The sequence below is a fragment of the Nonomuraea sp. 3-1Str genome, from assembly GCF_031570565.1.
GTDB lineage: Bacteria > Actinomycetota > Actinomycetes > Streptosporangiales > Streptosporangiaceae > Nonomuraea.
On sequence record NZ_JALHBK010000015.1, the window covers coordinates 1 to 19,023 of the forward strand.

General features: G+C 71.8%; 16 protein-coding genes. 11 read left to right on the forward strand and 5 right to left on the reverse strand.

The window, feature by feature from the left end:
* Positions 1-11: 11 nt before the first annotated feature.
* Positions 12-134 (forward strand): proprotein convertase P-domain-containing protein, encoded by a 123-nt coding sequence (locus tag MTP10_RS42025; protein ID WP_397334483.1) that lies wholly within the window; start codon positions 12-14, stop codon positions 132-134.
* Positions 135-199: 65 nt separating this feature from the next.
* Here MTP10_RS42025 and MTP10_RS23470 read toward each other — a convergent pair whose 3' ends face one another.
* On the reverse strand, positions 200-3,079 hold the full coding sequence (locus MTP10_RS23470; RefSeq protein ID WP_310711746.1) for a BTAD domain-containing putative transcriptional regulator: 2,880 nt from the start codon (positions 3,077-3,079) through the stop codon (positions 200-202).
* A 97-nt stretch (positions 3,080-3,176) separates the two neighbouring features.
* On the opposite strand from MTP10_RS23470, the gene MTP10_RS23475 reads away from it, so the two are divergent.
* Complete coding sequence (locus MTP10_RS23475; RefSeq protein WP_310711747.1) at positions 3,177-4,079, forward strand: acetoacetate decarboxylase family protein; 903 nt, start codon at positions 3,177-3,179, stop codon at positions 4,077-4,079.
* A 26-nt stretch (positions 4,080-4,105) separates the two neighbouring features.
* Here the strand turns inward: MTP10_RS23475 and MTP10_RS23480 are convergent, their stop codons facing one another.
* On the reverse strand, positions 4,106-4,786 hold the full coding sequence (locus tag MTP10_RS23480) for a GNAT family N-acetyltransferase (RefSeq protein ID WP_310711748.1): 681 nt from the start codon (positions 4,784-4,786) through the stop codon (positions 4,106-4,108).
* A gap of 70 nt (positions 4,787-4,856) precedes the next feature.
* Between MTP10_RS23480 and MTP10_RS23485 the strand changes: the two genes are divergently transcribed.
* Complete coding sequence (locus MTP10_RS23485) at positions 4,857-5,384, forward strand: carboxymuconolactone decarboxylase family protein (protein WP_310711749.1); 528 nt, start codon at positions 4,857-4,859, stop codon at positions 5,382-5,384.
* 81 nt (positions 5,385-5,465) lie between these two features.
* Here MTP10_RS23485 and MTP10_RS23490 read toward each other — a convergent pair whose 3' ends face one another.
* The gene (locus MTP10_RS23490; protein WP_310711750.1) at positions 5,466-5,936 is read right to left on the reverse strand and encodes a nuclear transport factor 2 family protein; all 471 of its coding nucleotides are present in this window, start codon (positions 5,934-5,936) and stop codon (positions 5,466-5,468) included.
* A 20-nt stretch (positions 5,937-5,956) separates the two neighbouring features.
* Here MTP10_RS23490 and MTP10_RS23495 point away from each other — a divergent pair, with 20 nt between their 5' ends.
* The 3 genes from MTP10_RS23495 (at position 5,957) to MTP10_RS23505 (ending at position 8,434) form a co-directional block, all read left to right on the forward strand.
* Positions 5,957-6,742 carry a helix-turn-helix transcriptional regulator gene (locus MTP10_RS23495; protein ID WP_310711751.1) on the forward strand — a complete coding sequence of 262 codons (786 nt, stop codon included), beginning with the start codon at positions 5,957-5,959 and terminating at the stop codon, positions 6,740-6,742.
* 99 nt (positions 6,743-6,841) lie between these two features.
* Positions 6,842-7,444, forward strand: coding sequence for a PadR family transcriptional regulator (locus MTP10_RS23500; RefSeq protein ID WP_310711752.1), 603 nt, complete (start codon positions 6,842-6,844; stop codon positions 7,442-7,444).
* The gene (locus tag MTP10_RS23505; protein ID WP_310711753.1) at positions 7,445-8,434 is read left to right on the forward strand and encodes a cellulase family glycosylhydrolase; all 990 of its coding nucleotides are present in this window, start codon (positions 7,445-7,447) and stop codon (positions 8,432-8,434) included.
* On the opposite strand, the gene MTP10_RS23510 is transcribed toward MTP10_RS23505, so the two are convergent.
* Both MTP10_RS23510 and MTP10_RS23515 read right to left on the reverse strand, forming a co-directional pair.
* The gene (locus MTP10_RS23510) at positions 8,431-10,554 is read right to left on the reverse strand and encodes a glycoside hydrolase family 65 protein (RefSeq protein ID WP_310711754.1); all 2,124 of its coding nucleotides are present in this window, start codon (positions 10,552-10,554) and stop codon (positions 8,431-8,433) included. The genes MTP10_RS23505 and MTP10_RS23510 overlap by 4 nt on opposite strands.
* Complete coding sequence (locus MTP10_RS23515) at positions 10,529-11,287, reverse strand: HAD-IA family hydrolase (RefSeq protein ID WP_310711755.1); 759 nt, start codon at positions 11,285-11,287, stop codon at positions 10,529-10,531. The genes MTP10_RS23510 and MTP10_RS23515 overlap by 26 nt, the downstream gene beginning before the upstream one ends.
* Before the next feature lie 90 nt (positions 11,288-11,377).
* Here MTP10_RS23515 and MTP10_RS23520 point away from each other — a divergent pair, with 90 nt between their 5' ends.
* The 5 genes from MTP10_RS23520 (at position 11,378) to MTP10_RS23540 (ending at position 18,977) form a co-directional block, all read left to right on the forward strand.
* Positions 11,378-12,232, forward strand: a complete 855-nt coding sequence (locus MTP10_RS23520) for a universal stress protein (RefSeq protein ID WP_310711756.1) — start codon at positions 11,378-11,380, stop codon at positions 12,230-12,232.
* A gap of 24 nt (positions 12,233-12,256) precedes the next feature.
* Complete coding sequence (gene mgtA, locus MTP10_RS23525) at positions 12,257-14,971, forward strand: magnesium-translocating P-type ATPase (RefSeq protein WP_310711757.1); 2,715 nt, start codon at positions 12,257-12,259, stop codon at positions 14,969-14,971.
* Positions 14,972-14,976: 5 nt separating this feature from the next.
* Complete coding sequence (locus MTP10_RS23530; protein ID WP_310711758.1) at positions 14,977-15,852, forward strand: universal stress protein; 876 nt, start codon at positions 14,977-14,979, stop codon at positions 15,850-15,852.
* 69 nt (positions 15,853-15,921) lie between these two features.
* Positions 15,922-16,395 (forward strand): pyridoxamine 5'-phosphate oxidase family protein, encoded by a 474-nt coding sequence (locus MTP10_RS23535; protein ID WP_310711759.1) that lies wholly within the window; start codon positions 15,922-15,924, stop codon positions 16,393-16,395.
* A 59-nt stretch (positions 16,396-16,454) separates the two neighbouring features.
* The gene (locus MTP10_RS23540; protein ID WP_310711760.1) at positions 16,455-18,977 is read left to right on the forward strand and encodes a cation-translocating P-type ATPase; all 2,523 of its coding nucleotides are present in this window, start codon (positions 16,455-16,457) and stop codon (positions 18,975-18,977) included.
* The last annotated feature ends 46 nt before the right edge of the window (positions 18,978-19,023 follow it).

Below are 19,023 nucleotides of genomic sequence, written 5' to 3' on the forward strand. Positions count from 1 at the left end.
GCACCGACAACATCGACGAGAACTACTGGGTCAACGCCAGCACCTCACCCGCCAGCGGAACCTGGAAACTCCAAGCCGAAGACCTCGCCAAGGGCGACAAGGGCTACATCAACGGATGGACCCTGACGCTCTGAAGGCACCGGCCGCCCGCGCTCCTGCTGCGGGCGGCCGGTCCGCCCGGCGTACCGCACAGGCGTCGTCACACTTCGGTCGTCTGCCCATCGCGGGCGATGTCGATCATGCGAAGCGCGCGGGTCCGCCAGGTCGGCTGGTCGTGTTCGTCCATGAGGTCGTAGCAGCGCATGAAATGCTTCGCCGCTGCCTGCCGCTGGCCGTGGTCCAGGCTGATCTCGCCCAGGAGATAGGCCGAGAGCGCCTCGCTGTACATGTCACTGGCCTTGGTGGACATGAGCGACAGCCGGCGGAGCGCGGTCACCGCGTCGGCGTATCGCCCGACAGCGCGGTAACCCTCGCTCAACCGTCGCAACACATAGCGTTCTCCCGGTCCCCAGCCCAGCTCACCGATGATGTCGAGGCTCTCCTCGTAACGATCGATGGCTCCGCGGAGGTCATTCTCGCGGAAGCACACGATCCCGGTCACGAGGGTGCGCAGGAACCGCATGACCGGTTCGCCGTAGTGTTGGTCTTTGGCGAGCAGCAGCGTCTGCCGCAAGATGCGGATCGTGTCCCGGTGATCCTGCGGCTGTGCCCCGCATATGGCCACCAATGTGTCCAGCAGGGGTCCGACGATGTCGGCGGACTCGAACCGTGACATGGCCGCGCGGATTCCGGTTCGTGCCCCCTGCCCGGGCTCTACGGCCAGAAGGTCACATGCGACGAGGCCGGTGAGCGCGTAGGCGGCCGCGTGAGAGTCCTCTCCGTCGTCGAAGTGATCGAACACGGACTGGAACATGTCCCGCGCCGCCGCGAAGCGCTCGCCATCCAGCTCGATGTCGGCCAGAGCCAGTCGCGCCAGCATCGCCGTGTCCTGCTCGGGCGCTCGCCGGGCGGTGTTCTGCAGGAGGCGGACCGCGTCCGCCCGAAGGCCGCTCGTGACGAGGAACGGTACGAGGCGCAGGGCGAGCTCCGCCGCCGGTTCGGAGGGGACGGCCTGAGCGGCCGCCAGGAGGGTCTCCCGCTCGGCCGACAACCATTCGGCCGACATCCGTTCGGCTGGGCCGGGGAGATGGCCGCCGGAACGCGCCCGCGCCATCAGGGGAACCATCGGCGGCGGATGTTCGAGGCCCGCGACACGCAGTCTCGCCAGGCTCTCGTCAACCAGCCGTTGTATCGCCGTCTGACGCTGCTGGGGTGAATCCTCGGTCGCTGCTCGCTCGGCCGCGAATCTCCGCAAGAGATCATGCATGCGGTAACGAGTCTGCCCGCTTCGATCGACTGTGCTCGCGCGCAACAGTCCAGCCGCGACAAGCGTCTCCAGCGCCGCGTCCGCCTCGCGCACGGATGTGCCCAGCAGCGCGGTCACGCTCCACTCCGCGACGCTGCCGATACCGGACAGGCCGATCAGCCGGAACGCACGGCGGGGCAGCTCCGGCAACAGCTCGTAGCTCACCGAGAAGGTTGTGCGGAGGTCCAGCTCACCGAGGGTCAGTTCGTCCAGGGGGCGACCGTCCGTCAACCGCGTGGCCAGTTCCCGCAACGGCCAGGCGGGCCTGATGGAAAGCCTGGCTCCGGCCACCCTGATGGCCAGAGGCAGCTGTCCGCACGCCAGCACGATCGTCCGCGCCGCCTCAGGCTCGCCCCGTACCCGGTCCGCGCCGACGATCCGCTCGAGCAGCGACTGTCCCTCGGCCTCGGACGGCATGCCGAGCGAGACGCGGGTGGCGCCGGCCAGCGTGGCGAGGGGACCGCGGCTGGTCACCAGCACGGCGCTGCGCGGAGTGCCCGCCAGCAGACATCGCACCTGGCTCTCGTGCTCGGCGTCGTCGAGGACGACGAGCACAGCTCGATCCGCCAGCAGCGACCGATACAGCGCGGCCCTGGCCTGGACCGAGTCCGGGATGTCGGATCCGGGCCACTGCAGTGAGCGGAGAGCCTCGGCGAGGAGCGCGGCGGGTTCGCCCGCGGTGTCGCCGGATCTGAGGTTCAGGTAGAGCTGACCATCGTGAAAGTCGTCGCGAAGCCGGTGGGCGGCATGCACGGCCAGGGTGCTCTTACCCACTCCAGGAGATCCGCTCAGTACGACGACGGCCGGTGCCGTTCTCCGGGGCGCCGGGCGTAGCGCCGTGAGCACGTGGCCGAGTTCCTCGGCTCTTCCCACGAAATCTGCTATGTCCGAAGGAAGCTGGCAGATGCGCTGCCACGTCTGCGGTGCCGGGACGGCCACGGTGCCGGCCAGGATGTCCGTCTGGAGCCGCTGGAGCTGCCGGCTGGGCTCGACTCCCAGCTGGTCGACGATGACGGCGCGGGCCCGCTGATAAGCGATCAGGGCCGCATCACGATGCCCGCTGTGCGCGAGAGCGAGCATGAGCAAGCGCCACGCACTCTCGCTGAGTGGCTGCTCAGCGACCAGGGCGCGAAGGACGTCGATCACGTCGCCGGCTTCGCCCAGGCTGAGCTTCGCCTCGGCCCAGCTCAACCGGACGGCCGTGCGCCGCTCATCCACCTGAGTCGCGCGGGCCAGCGCCCAGCCCGCCAGTTCGGTGCCCTCGGCCACATGTCCCCGCCAGAGCGACAGTGACTTCTCGTACTCGCGGACAGCGCCCCGTACGTTGCCGTGTTCGTGCTCGTCCTGCGCCAGCTGGACCGCATGGTCGAACGCGAGCAGGTCCACCTCTTCAGGGGTCGCCGCGAGAAGGTATCCCGTCCCTCTGGTGAGCAGGCGGGTGTCCGGTGGGAGGGCTCGGCGCAATTGGGTGAGGTAGGCGTGCAGATTGGCGACGGCCGAGTTGGGCGGCCTCTCCCACAACGCCTCCACCAGCCGTTCCCGGGAGACCAGCGTGTTGGCATGAAGCAGCAGGCTCGCCAGCACGGCGCGCTGCTTACCGCTCAATGACGGCTCCCGCCCATCTGACCAGCGCACTTCCACCGGGCCCAGGATCGTGAAGTGCGTACCGCTCATGTCCGGCTCCCCGCCTGTGCCGACTCCATGGTGAATTTGTGGCGTCAGAGCCCCATTGTTGAGCACACGCCGTTCGCGGGTCGAGAGGAGTGGGCGCATGGAGATCAACGGCTCGCGGCGGGGCCGCCGCTCGGGCACGCCATGGGTTCAGGGCGATGGCACAGGCTTCGACGTCAATGAAACTGATCAGCCCGTTCGGAGGCATTCCATGCTGCACGGCTTCACCCTGCCCCTGTCCCCGCGCGGCGAGGCCAACCTCGTCCCGGCACCCCCGTGGCACTACGCGGGCGACGTGATCGGGGTGGAGTTCTGGACCACCCCCGAGGCCGCGGCCGCCACCCTGCCTCCAGGCTTGGCCCCGGATCCCTCGGCATCCGGGCACGGCACCGCCATGTTCATCGACTGGCAGTTCTCCGCCGATGGCCAGGACTATCTCGATCCGGTGCGCAGCCAGTACCGCGAGTTCATGGTCCTCATCGACGCCCTGTGGCAGGACACGCCCGTCGCCTGGTGCCCCTACATCTACGTCGACAATGACGCGGCCCTGGCCCGCGGCTGGATCCAGGGCTTTCCCAAGAAGCTCGGCACCGTACACCAGACCAGGGCCTTCGCCGCACACAGCCCGGCCACACCGCGGGTCGAACCGGGCGGCCGGTTCGCCGCCACCGCCTCGACCGCTGCGCAGCGCATCGCCGAGGCCCTGGTCACCTTGGAACAACCCGTCCCCGACGCGGCAAAACTGCTGACCAGGCCCACCGTCAACCTCCGCCACTTCCCTCGCCTCACCGCCGGCCAGCACGACAAGCCGGCCGTACACGAGCTGGTCATGGCCGTATTCGACGACTTGCGCATCGACAACGCGTGGATCGGGTCCGGAGAGCTGTCCTTCCTCCCGGCCCGTGGCGAGGAACTGGCCGCCCTCCATCCGGAACGCACCGGCATGGGCTTCCGCGCCTCGCTGGCCTACACGGTCAACGACCTCCAGGTTCTCGACGACTGACCCCCGTCGGCTGGTGTGGCAGGGCGTCAGGGAGTCTCTTCGGTCAGGCCGAAAGAGGTCCAGCCGCCGTCGGGGAAACCGGCCGCCACGGCGACGGCGGCCGAGGCCAGGTTGTCCGGGGCGTGCATGTACGTGGGGACCGCCCCCTCGTCGAGGACCCGGCGGGCGGCCTGGGCGACGAGTCCGCGTGCCAGCCCCCGTCCCTGAGCCTGGGGAGCCGTCACGACGGCCAGTTCGTGCCCGTACGCGTCGTGGCGCTTGATCCCGACGCCGGCGAGATGAGCTCCGGTCTCCTGGTCCCGGGCCACCAGCACGTCGCCGCCGAAGGGCCGCAACCACGCCGGGACGTGCGGGTCGTCCGCGGGGACCCACTCTCCGGCCTCGGGCAGTGTCGGGGGCCGGAGGGTCCACCGGTACACGGCGGTGAACCATCCCCGCTGCGGATACCCCACCATGGCCGGGACCTGCGGCCCCACCACGGCGAGGTCACCGTCGGCGGCGTATCGCCGCGAAACCGGCCCGGCATGCTCGGGCGGGACCGACAGGACGCCGCCTTCCGGCCCCGCCACTCCCAGAACCGGATGGAGCCTGCCGTCCCAGCCGGGCCGCGTCCGTCCCGGCTCGCCGACGATGTCAAGGCCGGAAGCGGGCGGCCACGCGCCGAGCCAGCGGGCCAGGTGCTCGGACAGTCGTCGTTCAGGTGTCATTCCCTACCTCCTCGCATATACGGTGCGGGGGTATAGTATCCCGAACCGGATGCTTGAGAAGGGAACCCACATGCGACGCCTGACCGCACTCGACCCCGCCGAAGCGCCGGGGAGATCCCGTGAGCTGCTGGACGACATCATCGCCAGGAGAGGTGGCGTCGGTGAGATGGTCGCCACCATGGCCCACTCCCCCGCGCTGCTCCAGGGCTATCTCGACTTCTCCCGCGCCATGAAGCGGTCCAAGCTCCCCCGCGCCCTCAGCCAGAAGATCTCACTGGCCGTACAGGAGTGGATCGGCTGCGGCCTCTGCCTCGACGCCCACACCCAGGGCGCCCGGGCGGCGGGGCTGAGCGAGGCGGACATCGCCCTGGCCCGCCAGGGCACCTCCACCGACGCCCGCGAGGCGGCGCTCATCGCCGTCGCCGTCCGCGTGCTCGCCGAGCCGTCCTCGATCACCGACCAGGACGTCGCCGACCTCCGGGCGCACGGCTGGAGCGACCGCGTCATCGCCGAGCTCCCCGGCCTCGTCGCCCTCAACCTGCTGACCGGCTCCTTCAACCTCCTGGCCGGGCTCGAACCGGCCGATCAGCCGGCATAGTCCCGCTGCCCCGCTCGCCGGGCCCGTTCCGTCTGCTCCGCGGTCCAGGCGTCACGCAGGTTCCGGCGGCGGCAGGCCGGCTCAGTGATCAGCGGGTTCCCACCACACCAGATTGGCGGCCGCCTGGGCCACCGGCTCGATGATCTCCCACGCCTCGGCGATCAGCCCGTCGTCGATCCGCCAGATGTCGACGACCACGATCTCCGGCCCGCCCCCGGGAAGCCGGCGCCGGGAATGCATCACGACGTGATCGCCGTCGGCCAGCACGTGATGGATCTCGACCTGCATGCCGGCGAGCGGGACGAGGGCGGCGCGTACGGCGGCGAGCCATTCCGCCTTGGTGGAGGAGGTCGAATCCGGCCTGTGGTGGACGAAGTCGTCGCTCAGCAACGGCGCGAGCGCGTCGACGTCGCCCGTCCCGACCAGTTCTGTCAGCGCCTTCTGAACGATGCTCTTGTTGTCCGTGGTCATGTTCTGCGTAGTCATGGGAGCAGTTTTTCCGCCGTCGCGACGATTGTCGATGAACTCGCATGTCATGGCGTACGGCCGCACGAGGAGTAGCATCGGCGGCCATGCACACGGTCGGGGAATTGTTGCGGGAATGGCGGCATCGCCGGCGACTCAGCCAGCTCGATCTCGCGATCGCCGCCGACGTCTCGGCTCGTCACGTCAGCCTGGTGGAGACCGGCAAGTCCAACCCGAGCGCCGACATGGTGCTCCGGCTCGCGGATCAGCTCGATGTGCCGTTGCGTGAGCGCAACCGGCTGTTGCTCGCCGCCGGCTTCGCGCCCCGCTACGCCGAGCGGCCGCTCGACGGGGACGCGCTGTCGGCGGCCTGGGAGGCGGTCGGGAGGGTGCTCCGCGCACACGAGCCGTACCCGGCGCTGGCCGTGGATCGCCGATGGAACATCGTGATGACCAATCGCGCCCTTGAGCCGTTCCTCGCGGACGTCGCCCCCGACCTGCTCCAGCCGCCGATCAACATGGTGCGGCTGGGCCTGGACCCGCGCGGGCTCGCTCCCCGGATCGTCAATCTGGCCCAGGTGCGCGCGGTGCTCCGTACCCGGATCTCGCGTCAGCTCGCCGCTGCTCCCGACCCCGAGCTCACCGCGCTCTACGAGGAACTGCTGACGCCCGGCTCCGGGGACGTGAGCCAGCCGATCGAGTCCGAGGTCGTGATCCCGATGATCTTCAGCTTCGGCGGACGGGAAGTGCGGCTGTTCTCGACCACCACCACGTTCGGCACCCCGATGGACATCACCCTGGACGAGGTCTCGATCGAGTCGTACTACCCGGCGGACGCGGAGAGCGCCGCCTACTTCACCAGGCCCGGCACCGACCCTCACACCGGCGGGTAGCCGCCTGCGCCCGGGGCACTCCGTGCCGGACGGTCCGACGTGATCGCGCGTGCTATATAGTCGAACTCGTCTAGTCGCGTTCGACTATCTGGAGCTCCGGTGCCCGCACGCCCCCTGCGTACCCCGATGACCGTGGCCGTGCTCGGCCTGCTGGCCGAGCGCCCGCGCCACGTCTACGACATGCGCGTCGAGATGCGCGAACGCGGCCACGACCGCACTCTGAAGATCAAGAACGCGTCGTTCTACGACGCCCTGCCCCGCCTCGTCGACGCGGGCCTGATCACCGAAGGCGAGACGGTTCGCGAGGGCGCCCGGCCCGAGCGGACCGTCTACCGCATCACGGAGGCAGGCGGCTCGACGCTACGTGACTGGCTGCGCGAACTGCTCGACGGTCCCGCGGACGACACCTCCGGCTTCACGGTGGCGCTGATGTTCATGTTCGCGTTGCCCAGGACCGAGGTGATCGCCCTCCTCGAACGCCGCGCCGAGCGCATGCGGGAGCATGTCGACGAAACCGGCCACGCCCTGGACGCCGCCGCGCGAGACGGCGTCGCGCCGGTGTTCCTGGCCGACCACGCCTTCCCTCAGGCCCTGCGCCGGGCCGAACTCGACTGGCTACGCGCGTTCACCACCCAGCTCCGCGACCCGGCCACGCACTGGCCCGGCCCCGGTTCCGACTCCCCGACGAAAGAGCGCAGGTAGATGAGCACGTCCTCCCCTCACGAGACCAACCGCCTCCTGGCCCGCACCGTCAACATCGGCGCCGACTTCGGCGCCGCGCTCGAACAGGGATGGACCGTCCCGGTCGGCCCGCGTCATCTGGACCTGTGCCACGAGGCCGGATTCTCCGCCGTCCGGCTGGCGACCTGCTGGGCCGCGCACACCACCGAATCCCGGGGACGATTCACCGTGGACCCGACGATCCTGGACAGCGTCGACCTTCTCCTCGACCAGGCCGCCGAACGCGGACTGAGCGTCGTCCTGAACAACCTGCAGGACCCCGAGCTGATGGCCGACCCACTCCGTCACCTCGACCGGCTGCTCGCCAGCACCCACCAGGTCGCCGAGCGCTTCTCCGGGCGCCCCGCCCAGGTGGTGCTCGAACCCCTGGCCGAGCCCCACGGCCCGCTCGATCCCCTCTGGAACGACTACCTGCGACAGGTCCTCACCGCGCTGCGCGAGGCCGACCCCGCCCGAGCCGTCGTCATAGGCCCGGCCTCCTACAACAACATGCGGCGCCTGCCCGACCTCCGCCTGCCGGAGGACGACCGCAACCTGATCGTCACGGTCCACCAGTACTGGCCGATCACCTTCACCATGCAGGGTGAGACCTGGCTCGGCACCGAGACCCCGTTCGGCGACCCCGTCTCCTGGCTGGGCACGACGTGGCAGGGCAGCCACGAGGAGCGCTCCGTGCTGTCCGACGCCTTCGCCGGCCTGGCGGAGTGGGCGCGCGCGCACGACAGGCCGATCCTCGTCGGCGAGTTCGGCACCTCCGGCAACGCCGACCCGGGCTCACGCGCGCGCTGGGCCGCCGTCAACCGGCGCCTGGCCGAGGAGCACGGCTTCTCGTGGGGTTACTGGTCCTTCGGGCCGACCTTCGCCCTGTACGACGAGAGCACCGGCGGGTGGGACCCCGCGCTGCTCCAGGCCCTCGGCCTCGGTCAGGCGGGAGACGTCACCGCGATCTAGTGCTGCGAGTCGTCCGCCGGCGGCGCGCCGAACAGGCTCAGCACGCCCGCCATCGCCCCGAGGTGGATGCCCTCGGCCGTCGTGCCGCCCTGGACGTCGCGGACATCACTGTTGAGCGCCTCCACCAGGAACGGCTCCGAGGCGCCCGGCCGGACACGGGCCAGCACCCCGGCGTGGACGACGGCGCTCAACGTGGAGCCGTGACAGGTGCGGGCCAGGTAGTAGTCCACCGTCCGCGCCGCGGCCCCGGGGCCCCAGTCGTAGGCGAGCCCGGTGAGAAGCTCCGCCACCCCTTCCTCGCCGAGCAGATGGAAGAGCATGAGCACGTCGGCCTGCTTGGAGGCCTTGTAGCGGTTGGGGGTGTCACCCTCGGCCTCCAGGATGCGGTCCAGGCGCCGGATGTCACCGTAACGGCCCCGGTAGTGCTCCCAGTCCAGCTCCCGCAGGTCGCCGTAGGCCTCGAACTGGCTGATGACCCCGTCATGGAAGTCCACCCGCATCCGCGCGGCCAGGTCGGTGAACCGTTCGGCCTCCCGATCGGTCACATCGCGGGCACCCACCAGGTTCAGGATCTCCAGTGCGCGGCGCATCAGCCAGGCGGTCATCACATTGGTGTAGGCGTTGTTGTCGATGCCCGGTGCCGCCCTGCCGGGGTAGCCGTCGTGGTACTCGTCCGGCCCCATCACGCCCCGGATCGCGTATCGGTCGCCCTCCAGGACGGCCAGCGAGGCGAAGAAGCGGGCGACCTCCAGCAGCAGCTCCCCGCCGAAGCCGGCCAGGAAGGCGATGTCCTTCGTCACCAGGTAGTGCCGCCAGACGTTGTAGGCGACGGCGAGCCCGACATGACGCTGCAGATGTGAGTGGTCGGCCAGCCAGCGGCCCGAGCGCGGGTTGTAGTGCACGCCGGGAGTCTCCTCGCGGCCGTCGCTCCCGCTCTGCCAGGGGAACATGGCGCCGGCGAAGCCCGCGTCGCGGGCGGCCCGGCGCGCCTGCGGCAGGCGGCGCCACCGGTAGCGCAGCAGTGCTTCCGCGATGTCGGGGAAACGGGGCGCCAGGTAGGGGAAGACGAACAGCTCGTCCCAGAAGACGTGCCCGCGGTACGCCTCGCCGTGCAGGCCCCGGGCGGGCAGCCCGGCGTCGAGCTCCACGACGTGCGGAGACGCCGTCTGCAGGAGGTGGAACGCGTACAGGTTGAGGATCTGCTGCACCTCGGCGTCCTCGGAGGCGACGTGCGCCCGCGACCAGAGGCGCTCCCAGGCCCGCGCGTGCCGCTCCAGGAGGACCGCGAAGCCCGCCGCCCTCATGACAGCGGTCCTGGCGGCCTCCCCGGCCGAGGCGATGGCGCGGTCCCGCGAGGTGTGCACCGCCGTGACCTTCTCCACGTGAACCGCCTCGCCGGCCCGTACCTCCACCGCGAGCTCGTCCGCGGCCCAGCCCTCGCCGGCGCGCGCGTGGCGGCGGGCGCCCGCCATCGTGGTCCGTGCGGCGAGCGCGATCTCCACCCGGGAGGTGGCCGTACGCACCAGCACCTCCGTCACCTCGCCGGAGGCGTGCGCGGAGATCGGGACCAGATGGCGTCCGTCCAGCGCCCGATAGCGGGCGACCCCGGCGTTCACGACACGGCCGTCGATCGCGGAACGCACCTCCAGCGATCCGCTCCAGTCTTCGGGCGTGATCGTGACGGCCAGGGCGGTCAGGTGCGGATCGTCCATGGAGACCAGGCGCCGCTCCTCCAGCCGCGTGGTCCGCCCGGCGCGGTCGCGCACCCGTACGAGCCAGGTCAGGGTGCCGGAGAGCATGTCGAGCCGCCGATGCCACGTCAGGATCTCGGCCCCGTCACCTGGGGCGAACCACTGGCCGCCGCCGGTGCGGAAGGTCAGCGGCAACCAGTTCGGCGCGTTGACGAGGTCCTCGTTGCTGACCGGGCGGCCGCCCACCTGGGAGGTCAGCCGGTCGTAGCAGCCCGCGAGGTAGGTGCCCGGGTAGTGGACTCCGTCGGCGCGCGCCTCGGCGGCGGCGCCCCGGGTGGCGACGTACCCGTTGCCGAGCGTCGTCAGCGCCTCCCTCAGCCCTTCCCGCACGGGGTCGAGGCCGTCATAGGTCAGGAGCCAGGGATTCACGTCGTCTCCCGTGCAGTCGGAGGTCGGCCAGGTCGGTCACGACCACGTCGGCGCCCGCGGCCAGCAGGTCCGCGCGCCGGGCGTGCCGGTCGACGCCCACCACGAGACCGAATCGGCCTCGCCGCCCGGCCTCCACCCCGGCGAGCGCGTCCTCGACCACGGCCGTCCGCTCCGGTGCCGCGCGGAGCCGCCGGGCCGCCTCCAGGAACAGCGCGGGATCGGGCTTGCCGGCCAGGCCCAGCCGGGCGGCGTCCACACCGTCGACCCGCACGTCGAACAGGCCGTCGGCCCCGGCCGCCCGCAGGACCTCCGCGCAGTTGCGGCTCGCCGAGACGACGGCCGTGCGCACGCCCCGGCGCCGCAGCTCGCGCGCCAGCTCCACGCTGGACGGGAACGCGGCCACGCCGTGGTCACGGATCTCGGCGAGGAAGCAGGCGTCCTTGCGGGAGGCGAGCTCCCGCACCGTGTCCGGGTCGTGCGGCAAGCCGCGCGAGCCGAGGAAGCCACGCACGCCATCGGTACGGGACCTGCCGTCGACATGGCGCAGATAGTCCTCCCCGGCGTCGAAGGGGCGGAACGGCTCGCCGTACCGGGTGGCCCGCTCGCGCAGGAACGCGTCGAACACCCGCTTCCAGGCGGCGGCGTGCACCCGGGCGGTGTCGGTGACGACCCCGTCGGTGTCGAACACCGCCGCCACGATCCGGGCGAGATCCACCTCGGCGCAGCAGGTCACGGCTTACTCCCTTCCCTCGGACGCTGCGAGGACACGAAGACGGCCTTGCGGAGCCGTCGGTGTCGGAGTGTCATGAAGAAGGGGACCTCAATGGACGAATACATTGTTGTCGGCACAGACGGGTCAGATCTCGCCGTAGCAGCCGTGCGCTGGGCCGCCCGCGACGCCGCCCGCCGCGCTCTGCCCCTGCGCATCGTGCACGTGGTGGATCACCGGCCCTACGGGGTGCCCGCGCCGGACCAGACCGACCCCGGAGTGTCCGCCGGGGAGCGGATGCTCCGCCAGGCGGCCGGTGCCGCCGGTGAATGCGAGCCGGGCGTCGCCGTGGTGACCGCCCTGGCCGAGGGGCCGCCGGGCGAGGTTCTTCGCGACCAGGCCGCGACGGCGGCCGAACTGGTCGTCGGCAGCCGCGGCGTGGGCGGTCCGGCCGGGGCTCTGCTGGGCTCCGTGCCCGTCCAGACGGCGGGTCACGCGCCCGGCGCCGTGGTGGTGGTCCGGCCTGAGCGCGCCGGGTCCGGCCGCGAGATCGTCGTCGGCGTCGACGACTCCCCCGGGTGTGAGCCCGCCCTGGAGTTCGCCTTCGAGCAGGCCCGGGCGCGTGGGTGCGCGCTGCGCGCGGTGCACGCCCGGCGGTCGCCGCAGGAGCGTTCGAGCGAACCCGGCACCGGATCAGTCCTCACCGACCGGCTCGCCGGCTGGCGGGAGCGGTATCCCGACGTCGAGGTGAGGGAAGATCTCCGACACGGCCCGCCGGTCCCCGCGCTGGTGGACGCCTCCGTCGGCGCCCACCTGCTCGTGGTCGGGTCCAGGGGGCTGGGCGCCGTCGGCTCGCTGCTCCTGGGCTCGGTCAGCCGGGAGGTGCTCCACCACGCGCAGTGTCCCGTCGCGGTGGTCCGTGGCGCCGCGGTGGCCGGGCGTGGCGACAGCACGTCCGGTCGGGCCTGAGCGGGAACGGGGCCGGGGCAGGCGATGGCGCTGACAGCGGAGGTGAGCGGCGAGGCCGGGCTTGATGTCGCCGCCGCGGGCGCGCTGCGCGCCGACGAGGTGCTGGCCCGTCTGGGCGGCACGGACGACGGAATGCGCCAGGCGCAGGCGGAGCGCCGTCTGGCGGCGGTGGGTCCGAACGCGCTGCGCACGCATCGGGCGCGGCGCGCCGCGGTGCTCGCCCGCCAGTTGCGCTCGCCCCTGCTGATCCTGCTGGCCGTCACCGCGGCCGCGTCGTTCTTCCTCGGCGAGCCGGCGGACGCGCTGATCATCGGCGTGATCCTGGCGGCGTCGGTCGGGCTGGGGTTCTTCAACGAGTACCGCGCCGAAAAGGCCGCCGAGGCTCTGCACTCCCAGATCCGGCACCGCTGCCTGGTACGGCGTGACGGTCACCCCGGTCTCGTCGACGTGACCGGGCTGGTCCCCGGCGACGTCGTGGAGCTGCGGCTCGGCGACGTCGTACCGGCCGATCTGCGGCTGCTGCGGGTGGCGGAGCTGGAGTGCGAGGAGTCGGTGCTGACCGGCGAGTCGATGCCGGTGGCCAAGTCCACCCGGCCCGTCGGCGCGGGTGCCGCGCTGGCCGAGCTGTCCTGCTGCGCGCTGATGGGCAGCGTGGTGCACACCGGTTCGGGAACAGGCGTGGTGGTGGCCACGGGGGGACGGACGACGTTCGGACGGATCGCGCTCCGGCTGGGCGAGCGTCATCCGGAAACCGAGTTCCAGGTCGGGCTGCGCAGATTCTCCCTGCTGCTGGTGCGGGTCGCGGCCGTGCTGACCGTCGCGATCTTCGTCATCAACATCGTCCTGCGCCGCCCGGTTCTCGACGCGCTGCTGTTCTCGCTGGCGATCGCCGTGGGCATCTCCCCCCAGTTGCTGCCCGCCGTCGTCTCGACCGGCCTGGCCGCCGGCACGCGGCGGCTGGCTCGGCACAAGGTGCTGGTCAAGCGCCTGGTCTGCATCGAGGACCTGGGCGACATCGATGTGCTGTTCACCGACAAGACCGGAACCCTCACCGAGGGACGGATCAGCTTCATGCGCTCGCCCGGCCCCGACGGCCGGCCCGCCGACGAGGTGCTGGAGCTGGGCCTGCTGTGCAACGAGGCCGTCGTCGACCGCCGGAGCGGCCAGGCCGGCGGGCCCGGTGGCGTCGCGGGCGGCAACCCGCTGGACGTCGCGCTGTGGAACGCGGCCACCGCCGGCACGCAAGCCGGTCTGAGCCGCTACCGGCGCCTGGCCATCGTCCCCTTCGACCATGAACGGCGGAGGGTGACGGTCCTGCTCGAACACGCTGACGGCCATCGCCTGATCGTCACCAAAGGCGCCCCCGAGACCGTGCTGGAGCTGTGCACCGGCATCGGGGACCAGGCCAGGATCATGCTGGAGGCCGAGTTCGACGCGGGCAACCGCGTGGTGGCGGTGGCCACCCGGCGGCTCCCGGACGCCGCCTCGCAGGTCGCCGCCCTGACTCCGGCCGACGAGCACGGCCTCACCTTCCGCGGCCTCCTGGTCTTCCTCGACCCGCCCAAGGCCGGCGCCCGGCACGCGCTGGAACGGCTCTCCGGCCTCGGCATCACCGTCAAGGTCCTCACCGGGGACAACCCGGCTGTCGCGGCGAGGCTCTGCGCCGAGCTCGGCCTCACGAGCGGACGCGTGCTGACCGGAGCGGACGTCGACGCCGCCGACGACTCCCGGCTGGCCTCACTGATCGAGCAGTGCTCCGTCTTCGCCCGCGTCAGTCCCGAGCACAAGGCGCGCATCGTGCGGACCCAGCGACGCGGCGGTCTGGACGTGGCCTTCCTCGGCGACGGCGTCAACGACGCCCTCGCGCTGCACGCGGCGGACGTGGGCGTCTCCGTCGACGCGGCCACCGACGTGGCCAAGGACGCCGCCGACGTGCTCCTGCTGGAGAAGGACCTCGGCATCCTGGCCGACGGCGTCACCCAGGGCCGACGCATCTTCGCCAACACCATGAAGTACGTCCTGATGGGCACGTCCAGCAACTTCGGCAACATGTTCTCCGCCGCCGCGGCCTCGGCGTTCCTGCCCTTCCTGCCGATGCTGCCCTCCCAGATCCTGCTCAACAACCTGCTCTACGACTCCAGCCAGCTGGCCATCCCCACCGACACCGTCGACGCCGAGCAGCTGAGCCGCCCCTCCCGCTGGGACGTGCGGCTGATCCGCCGGTTCATGCTCTTCTTCGGCCCGATCAGCTCGCTGTTCGACTTCGCCACCTTCGCGGTCATGCTCGGCGTCTTCCACGCCGCCCCGCCGCTGTTCCGGACCGGCTGGTTCGTCGAATCCCTCGCCACCCAGGTCCTGGTGATCTTCGTGATCCGGACCAGGCGGGTCCCCTTCTTCCGCAGCCGCCCCGGCGTCCCCCTGCTCCTGGCGGCCCTCGGCGTCGTGACCGCCGGCGCGGTCATCCCCTTCACGCCTGTCGCCCCCGCTCTCGGTTTCCAGCCGCTCCCCGGCCCGTTCTTCCTCATCGTGCTGCTGATGGTCGCCGCCTACCTCGCCCTCATCGAGGTGGGCAAACGGTGGTTCTACCGGACCACGCCCGCGGCCCCGGCCGGCCGCGAACGCACGCCCGCCCATCCCCTGCACCGCAGGGCGCACCGGTTCACCACCACCGCCGCCATCACCCGCGGGGCTCTCAGTCCCGCCGTGTCACGGGGTGCAGACGGGAGACGAGCGAGGTGAGGATCATGGCCGGATCTCGCGTCGTCGTCGGGTACGACGGCTCCGACTTCTCCATGCAGGCGCTCGACTGGGCTCTTGACGAGTGTGAGCTGAGACACGCGCAGCTGACGGTCGCGCACGCGTGGAGCTGGCCGTACGGGGAGGCGTCCGAAGAAGCGAAGCTGCACCTGCGCAAGGCCGCGGAGCACGTGCTCCAGCACGGCGCGGACTGCGCCCGGTCCTCCAGCGCGGTCGGCGACGTCGTCGCCGACCTGTACGAGGGCTCGGCGGCCGAGCGGCTCGTGGAGCTGTCCGTCGGCGCGCGCCTGGTCGTGGTCGGTTCGCGCGGCCTGGGTGCGCCCGCCCGCTCCGTGGTCGGCTCCGTCGCCGGCCACGTCACGGCCGGTGCCCAGGCGCCGGTGGTCGTGGTCCGTGGTCCCGGGCCCATCCCCGCGGAGGCGGAACCCGGCCCGATCGTGCTCGGGCTGACCTCCGCCACTCCCGAGGACGCGATGGAGTTCGCCTTCGCCGAAGCCGCTCTACGGGGCCTGCGGTTGACCGCCCTGCACGCCGTCGACCTCCAGGAGCCGGAGTGGGGGATGAAGGTCGCCCCTCCCCCCTGCCTGGATCAGCTCGCGGAAGCGGTCCGTGAGCGCATGGACGATCGCCTGGCGGCATGGCGTGACAGGCATCCGGGGATCCACGTCGAGATCCGCACCGTCATCGCCTCGGCGAGGGATGCGCTGCGCACCGCTTCCGGCGGAGCCGCCCTGCTGGTCGTGGGTGCGGACCGCGCCGGACCCGGCGGACAGCTGGGCACGGTCGCCAGGGCGATGACCGAGACCGCCCTGTGCCCCGTCGCGGTCGTGCCCGCCGGCCGGCCGTCGGGAAAGGGGATTTGACGAAGTTCTTGCACCGCGTTGCACGGGCGGGCGGGGGGGCCGCGCCGGGGCACGGGAAGGTATTCGCACGTGGATCCAGCCGACCGTTCCCATGCGTTCCCGGGCGAGAGCCATGGTGAGATCCTCGATCGCGACGCCTGCATGGCCCTCCTGTCGGCCGCCGTCATCGGTCGCGTCGCCTGGCCGCACCCCGACGGCCGGGTGGAGGTCATCCCGGTGAACTTCGTGGTGGACGGCGACGACCTCGTGTTCAGGACCGCGCGGGGTGACAAGCTCACCGCCGTCGAGCGGGGTGTGCCGGTGTCCTTCGAGGTGGACGACGTGGAGCCGGCCCTGCGCGTGGGCTGGAGCGTTCTGCTGAGCGGCCACGCCGAGATCGTCGACGACGCCGAGCAGGTCCGCCGTCTGGAGGCGCTCCTCGGCGCGCCGTGGGTCGCGATGACGGAGCCGGTGTTCGTACGCCTGCGTCCGGGCACGATCAGCGGCCGCCGGCTGCCTCTTCACCCAGGCGGCGTCTCGGTCCAGACCGGCGGGGACGGCTGAGTCCCGGTCTCCGGCCCTCGCACCGTCCCCGTGTCCGTGGTTCACCAAGGAGGAGCTCGGTGGTTGCCGTACCCTCGGGACTGTCGTCCGCCGAGGCGGCGGTGCGCCTGGAGCGGGACGGCCCCAACCTGCTCCCGCAGCAGCCGCCGGTCCCGCTGTGGCGGCGGGTCGCCGCCCAGCTTCGCGATCCGCTGATCGTCGTCCTGCTCGTGGCGGCGGCGTTGACCGTCGCCACGGGCGACTGGACCGACACCACCGTGATCATGCTCGTGATCGTCGTCAACACGTCCGTCGGAGTCGTGCAGGAGGTGCGCGCCGACCGGGCCATCACGGCGTTGTCACAGCTCACGGCCCCGGTGGCGCGCGCTATCCGCGACGGCTCCCAGACCGAGGTCCCGGCGGCCGACATCGTCGTGGAAGACCTGCTGGTCCTGGCCGAAGGCGACATCGTCGTGGCCGACGCCACGGTGGTGGAGTCGGCGGCCCTGCTCGTCGACGAGTCGTCCTTGACGGGAGAGTCGGCGCCGGTGGACAAGACCGGCGGCGATCCGGTCTCCTCCGGAACCGTCGTGGTGCGGGGACGTGGCCGCGCGAGGGTCACGGCCGTCGGAGCGGCGAGCGCGAGCGGCCGGATCGCGTCCATGATGGTCGAGGGGGCCGGCCTGACGCCGTTGCAGCGGCGGCTGGTGGATGTCGGCCGCCTGCTGGCCGGCGTCACGGTGGCGCTGTCCGCGGTGGTGCTGGCGCTCGGACTGGTCCGCGGGCAACCGGTCGAGTTGATGGTGGTGACCGCGATCAGCCTGGTGGTCGCGGCCGTGCCCGAGTCCCTGCCCGCGGTCGTGACGCTGAGCCTGGCCCTGGGAGCCCGCCGGATGGCCGCGCGCGACGCTCTCGTACGCAGGCTGGCCGCCGTGGAGACGCTGGGCGCGGTGACCGTGCTCGCCACCGACAAGACCGGGACCCTCACCGAGGGCCGGATGGTCGCCCGGCACCTCTGGACCCCTGCCGGAGAGGCCGTGATCACCGGCTCCGGATACGCCCCCGACGGCGAGATCGTGCGCGACGGCACCCTCGACAGTGCGAGCCTCACCGACCTGCTGGTGGCGACCGTGCTGTGCAACGACGCCAGATTGTCGCCGCCGCAGGACCCCGGCGGGGAATGGACGGCGCTGGGGGATCCCACCGAGGCGGCCCTGCTCACCGCCGCCGCCAAGCTCGGCCTGGACCGCGGGCACCTGCAGGAGCGCTGCCCCCGGGTGGCCGAACGCCCTTTCGACAGCGAACGCAAGCGCATGAGCACCGCGCACTCCCTGCCCGGCGGACACGGCAGGGTCATCTGCAAGGGCGCGCCCGACATGCTGCTCCGCCCGCCTGTCCTGGTCGACGACCCGGCGCTGCTGGCCCGCGCCGCCGAGCGCGCCGAGCGATTCGCCCAGGAGGGATACCGGGTCCTGGCGGTCGCGAGCCGCGATCTGGACACCGTTCCGCGAACAGCGCCGGAGACCGCGTTGTCGTTGCTCGGGCTGGTCGCGATCCTGGATCCGCCGCGTCCGGCCGCGGCCGCCGCGATCGCCGCCTGCGAGCGGGCCGGCATCAGGCCGCTGCTCATCACCGGCGACCATCCTGGGACCGCGCGGGCCGTCGCCACCGATCTGGGCATCATCGCCGCCGGCGATCCCGTCGTGGACCTCCGGGTCGCCGGGATGCCCGACCAAGACGACATCGGTGTGTACGCCCGCGCCACGCCCGGGCAGAAGCTCGGGATCATCGAGGGTCTACGGGCTCGTGGCGAGACCCTCGCGATGACCGGTGACGGCGTCAACGACGGCCCCGCGCTGCGGCGCGCCGACATCGGCGTGGCCATGGGCAGACACGGCACGGAAGTCGCCCGCCAGGCGGCCGACCTCGTGCTCGCCGACGACAACCTGGACACCGTCGTCGCGGCCGTCGAGGAGGGTCGCCGGGTCTACGCCAACATCCGCCGGTTCCTGGTGTACGGCCTGTCCGGTGGAGCCGCCGAGATCGCGGTGATGCTGCTGGGGCCGTTCGCCGGCCTCGCGCTCCCCCTGCTTCCCGCCCAGATCCTGTGGATCAATCTGCTCACGCATGGGCTGCCCGGTGTGGCCCTCGGCGGCGAGCCGTCCGTGCCGGGGTCCATGGCCGTCCCACCGCGGCCTCCCGGCCAGAGCATCCTGGGCGCGGGGCTGTGGCAGCGCCTGATCCGGATCGCCGTCGTCCTGACCGCCGTCACGCTCGGCGTCGCCGTCTGGGGCCATCAGACCGGACGACCGTGGCAGAGCATGGCCTTCTTCGCCCTCGGCGCCACCCAGCTCGGCGTCGCGCTGGGGTCCCGTACCCGGCCCGGCACGCTGGCCAACCCCATGCTGTTGCTCGCCGTCGCCGGTGCGCTCGTCCTGCAGCTCGCCGGGCTGTACCTCCCGCCGCTCCAGGAGCTGCTCGGCACCGAACCCCTCGCCCCGGGTGATCTGCTGATCGTCGGCGCGCTGTCGATCCTCGGCTACGCCGCCGTCCGCCTCGACCGGATCCTGCATCCCTCCCGGCCATCCGCGTCAAGGCTCTGACCGGAATGGGCAAAGCGGTCGCGATCGTGCGCCAGGAGGGCCGGGC

Bases quoted from the DNA above. Each gene is read 5' to 3' on its own strand.
- MTP10_RS23470 (WP_310711746.1), bottom strand. From the start codon at position 3,079: ATGAGCGGTACGCACTTCACGATCCTGGGCCCGGTGGAAGTGCGCTGG.
- MTP10_RS23475 (WP_310711747.1), top strand. From the start codon at position 3,177: ATGGAGATCAACGGCTCGCGGCGGGGCCGCCGCTCGGGCACGCCATGG.
- MTP10_RS23480 (WP_310711748.1), bottom strand. From the start codon at position 4,786: ATGACACCTGAACGACGACTGTCCGAGCACCTGGCCCGCTGGCTCGGC.
- MTP10_RS23485 (WP_310711749.1), top strand. From the start codon at position 4,857: ATGCGACGCCTGACCGCACTCGACCCCGCCGAAGCGCCGGGGAGATCC.
- MTP10_RS23495 (WP_310711751.1), top strand. From the start codon at position 5,957: ATGCACACGGTCGGGGAATTGTTGCGGGAATGGCGGCATCGCCGGCGA.
- MTP10_RS23505 (WP_310711753.1), top strand. From the start codon at position 7,445: ATGAGCACGTCCTCCCCTCACGAGACCAACCGCCTCCTGGCCCGCACC.
- MTP10_RS23520 (WP_310711756.1), top strand. From the start codon at position 11,378: ATGGACGAATACATTGTTGTCGGCACAGACGGGTCAGATCTCGCCGTA.
- mgtA (WP_310711757.1), top strand. From the start codon at position 12,257: ATGGCGCTGACAGCGGAGGTGAGCGGCGAGGCCGGGCTTGATGTCGCC.
- MTP10_RS23530 (WP_310711758.1), top strand. From the start codon at position 14,977: ATGGCCGGATCTCGCGTCGTCGTCGGGTACGACGGCTCCGACTTCTCC.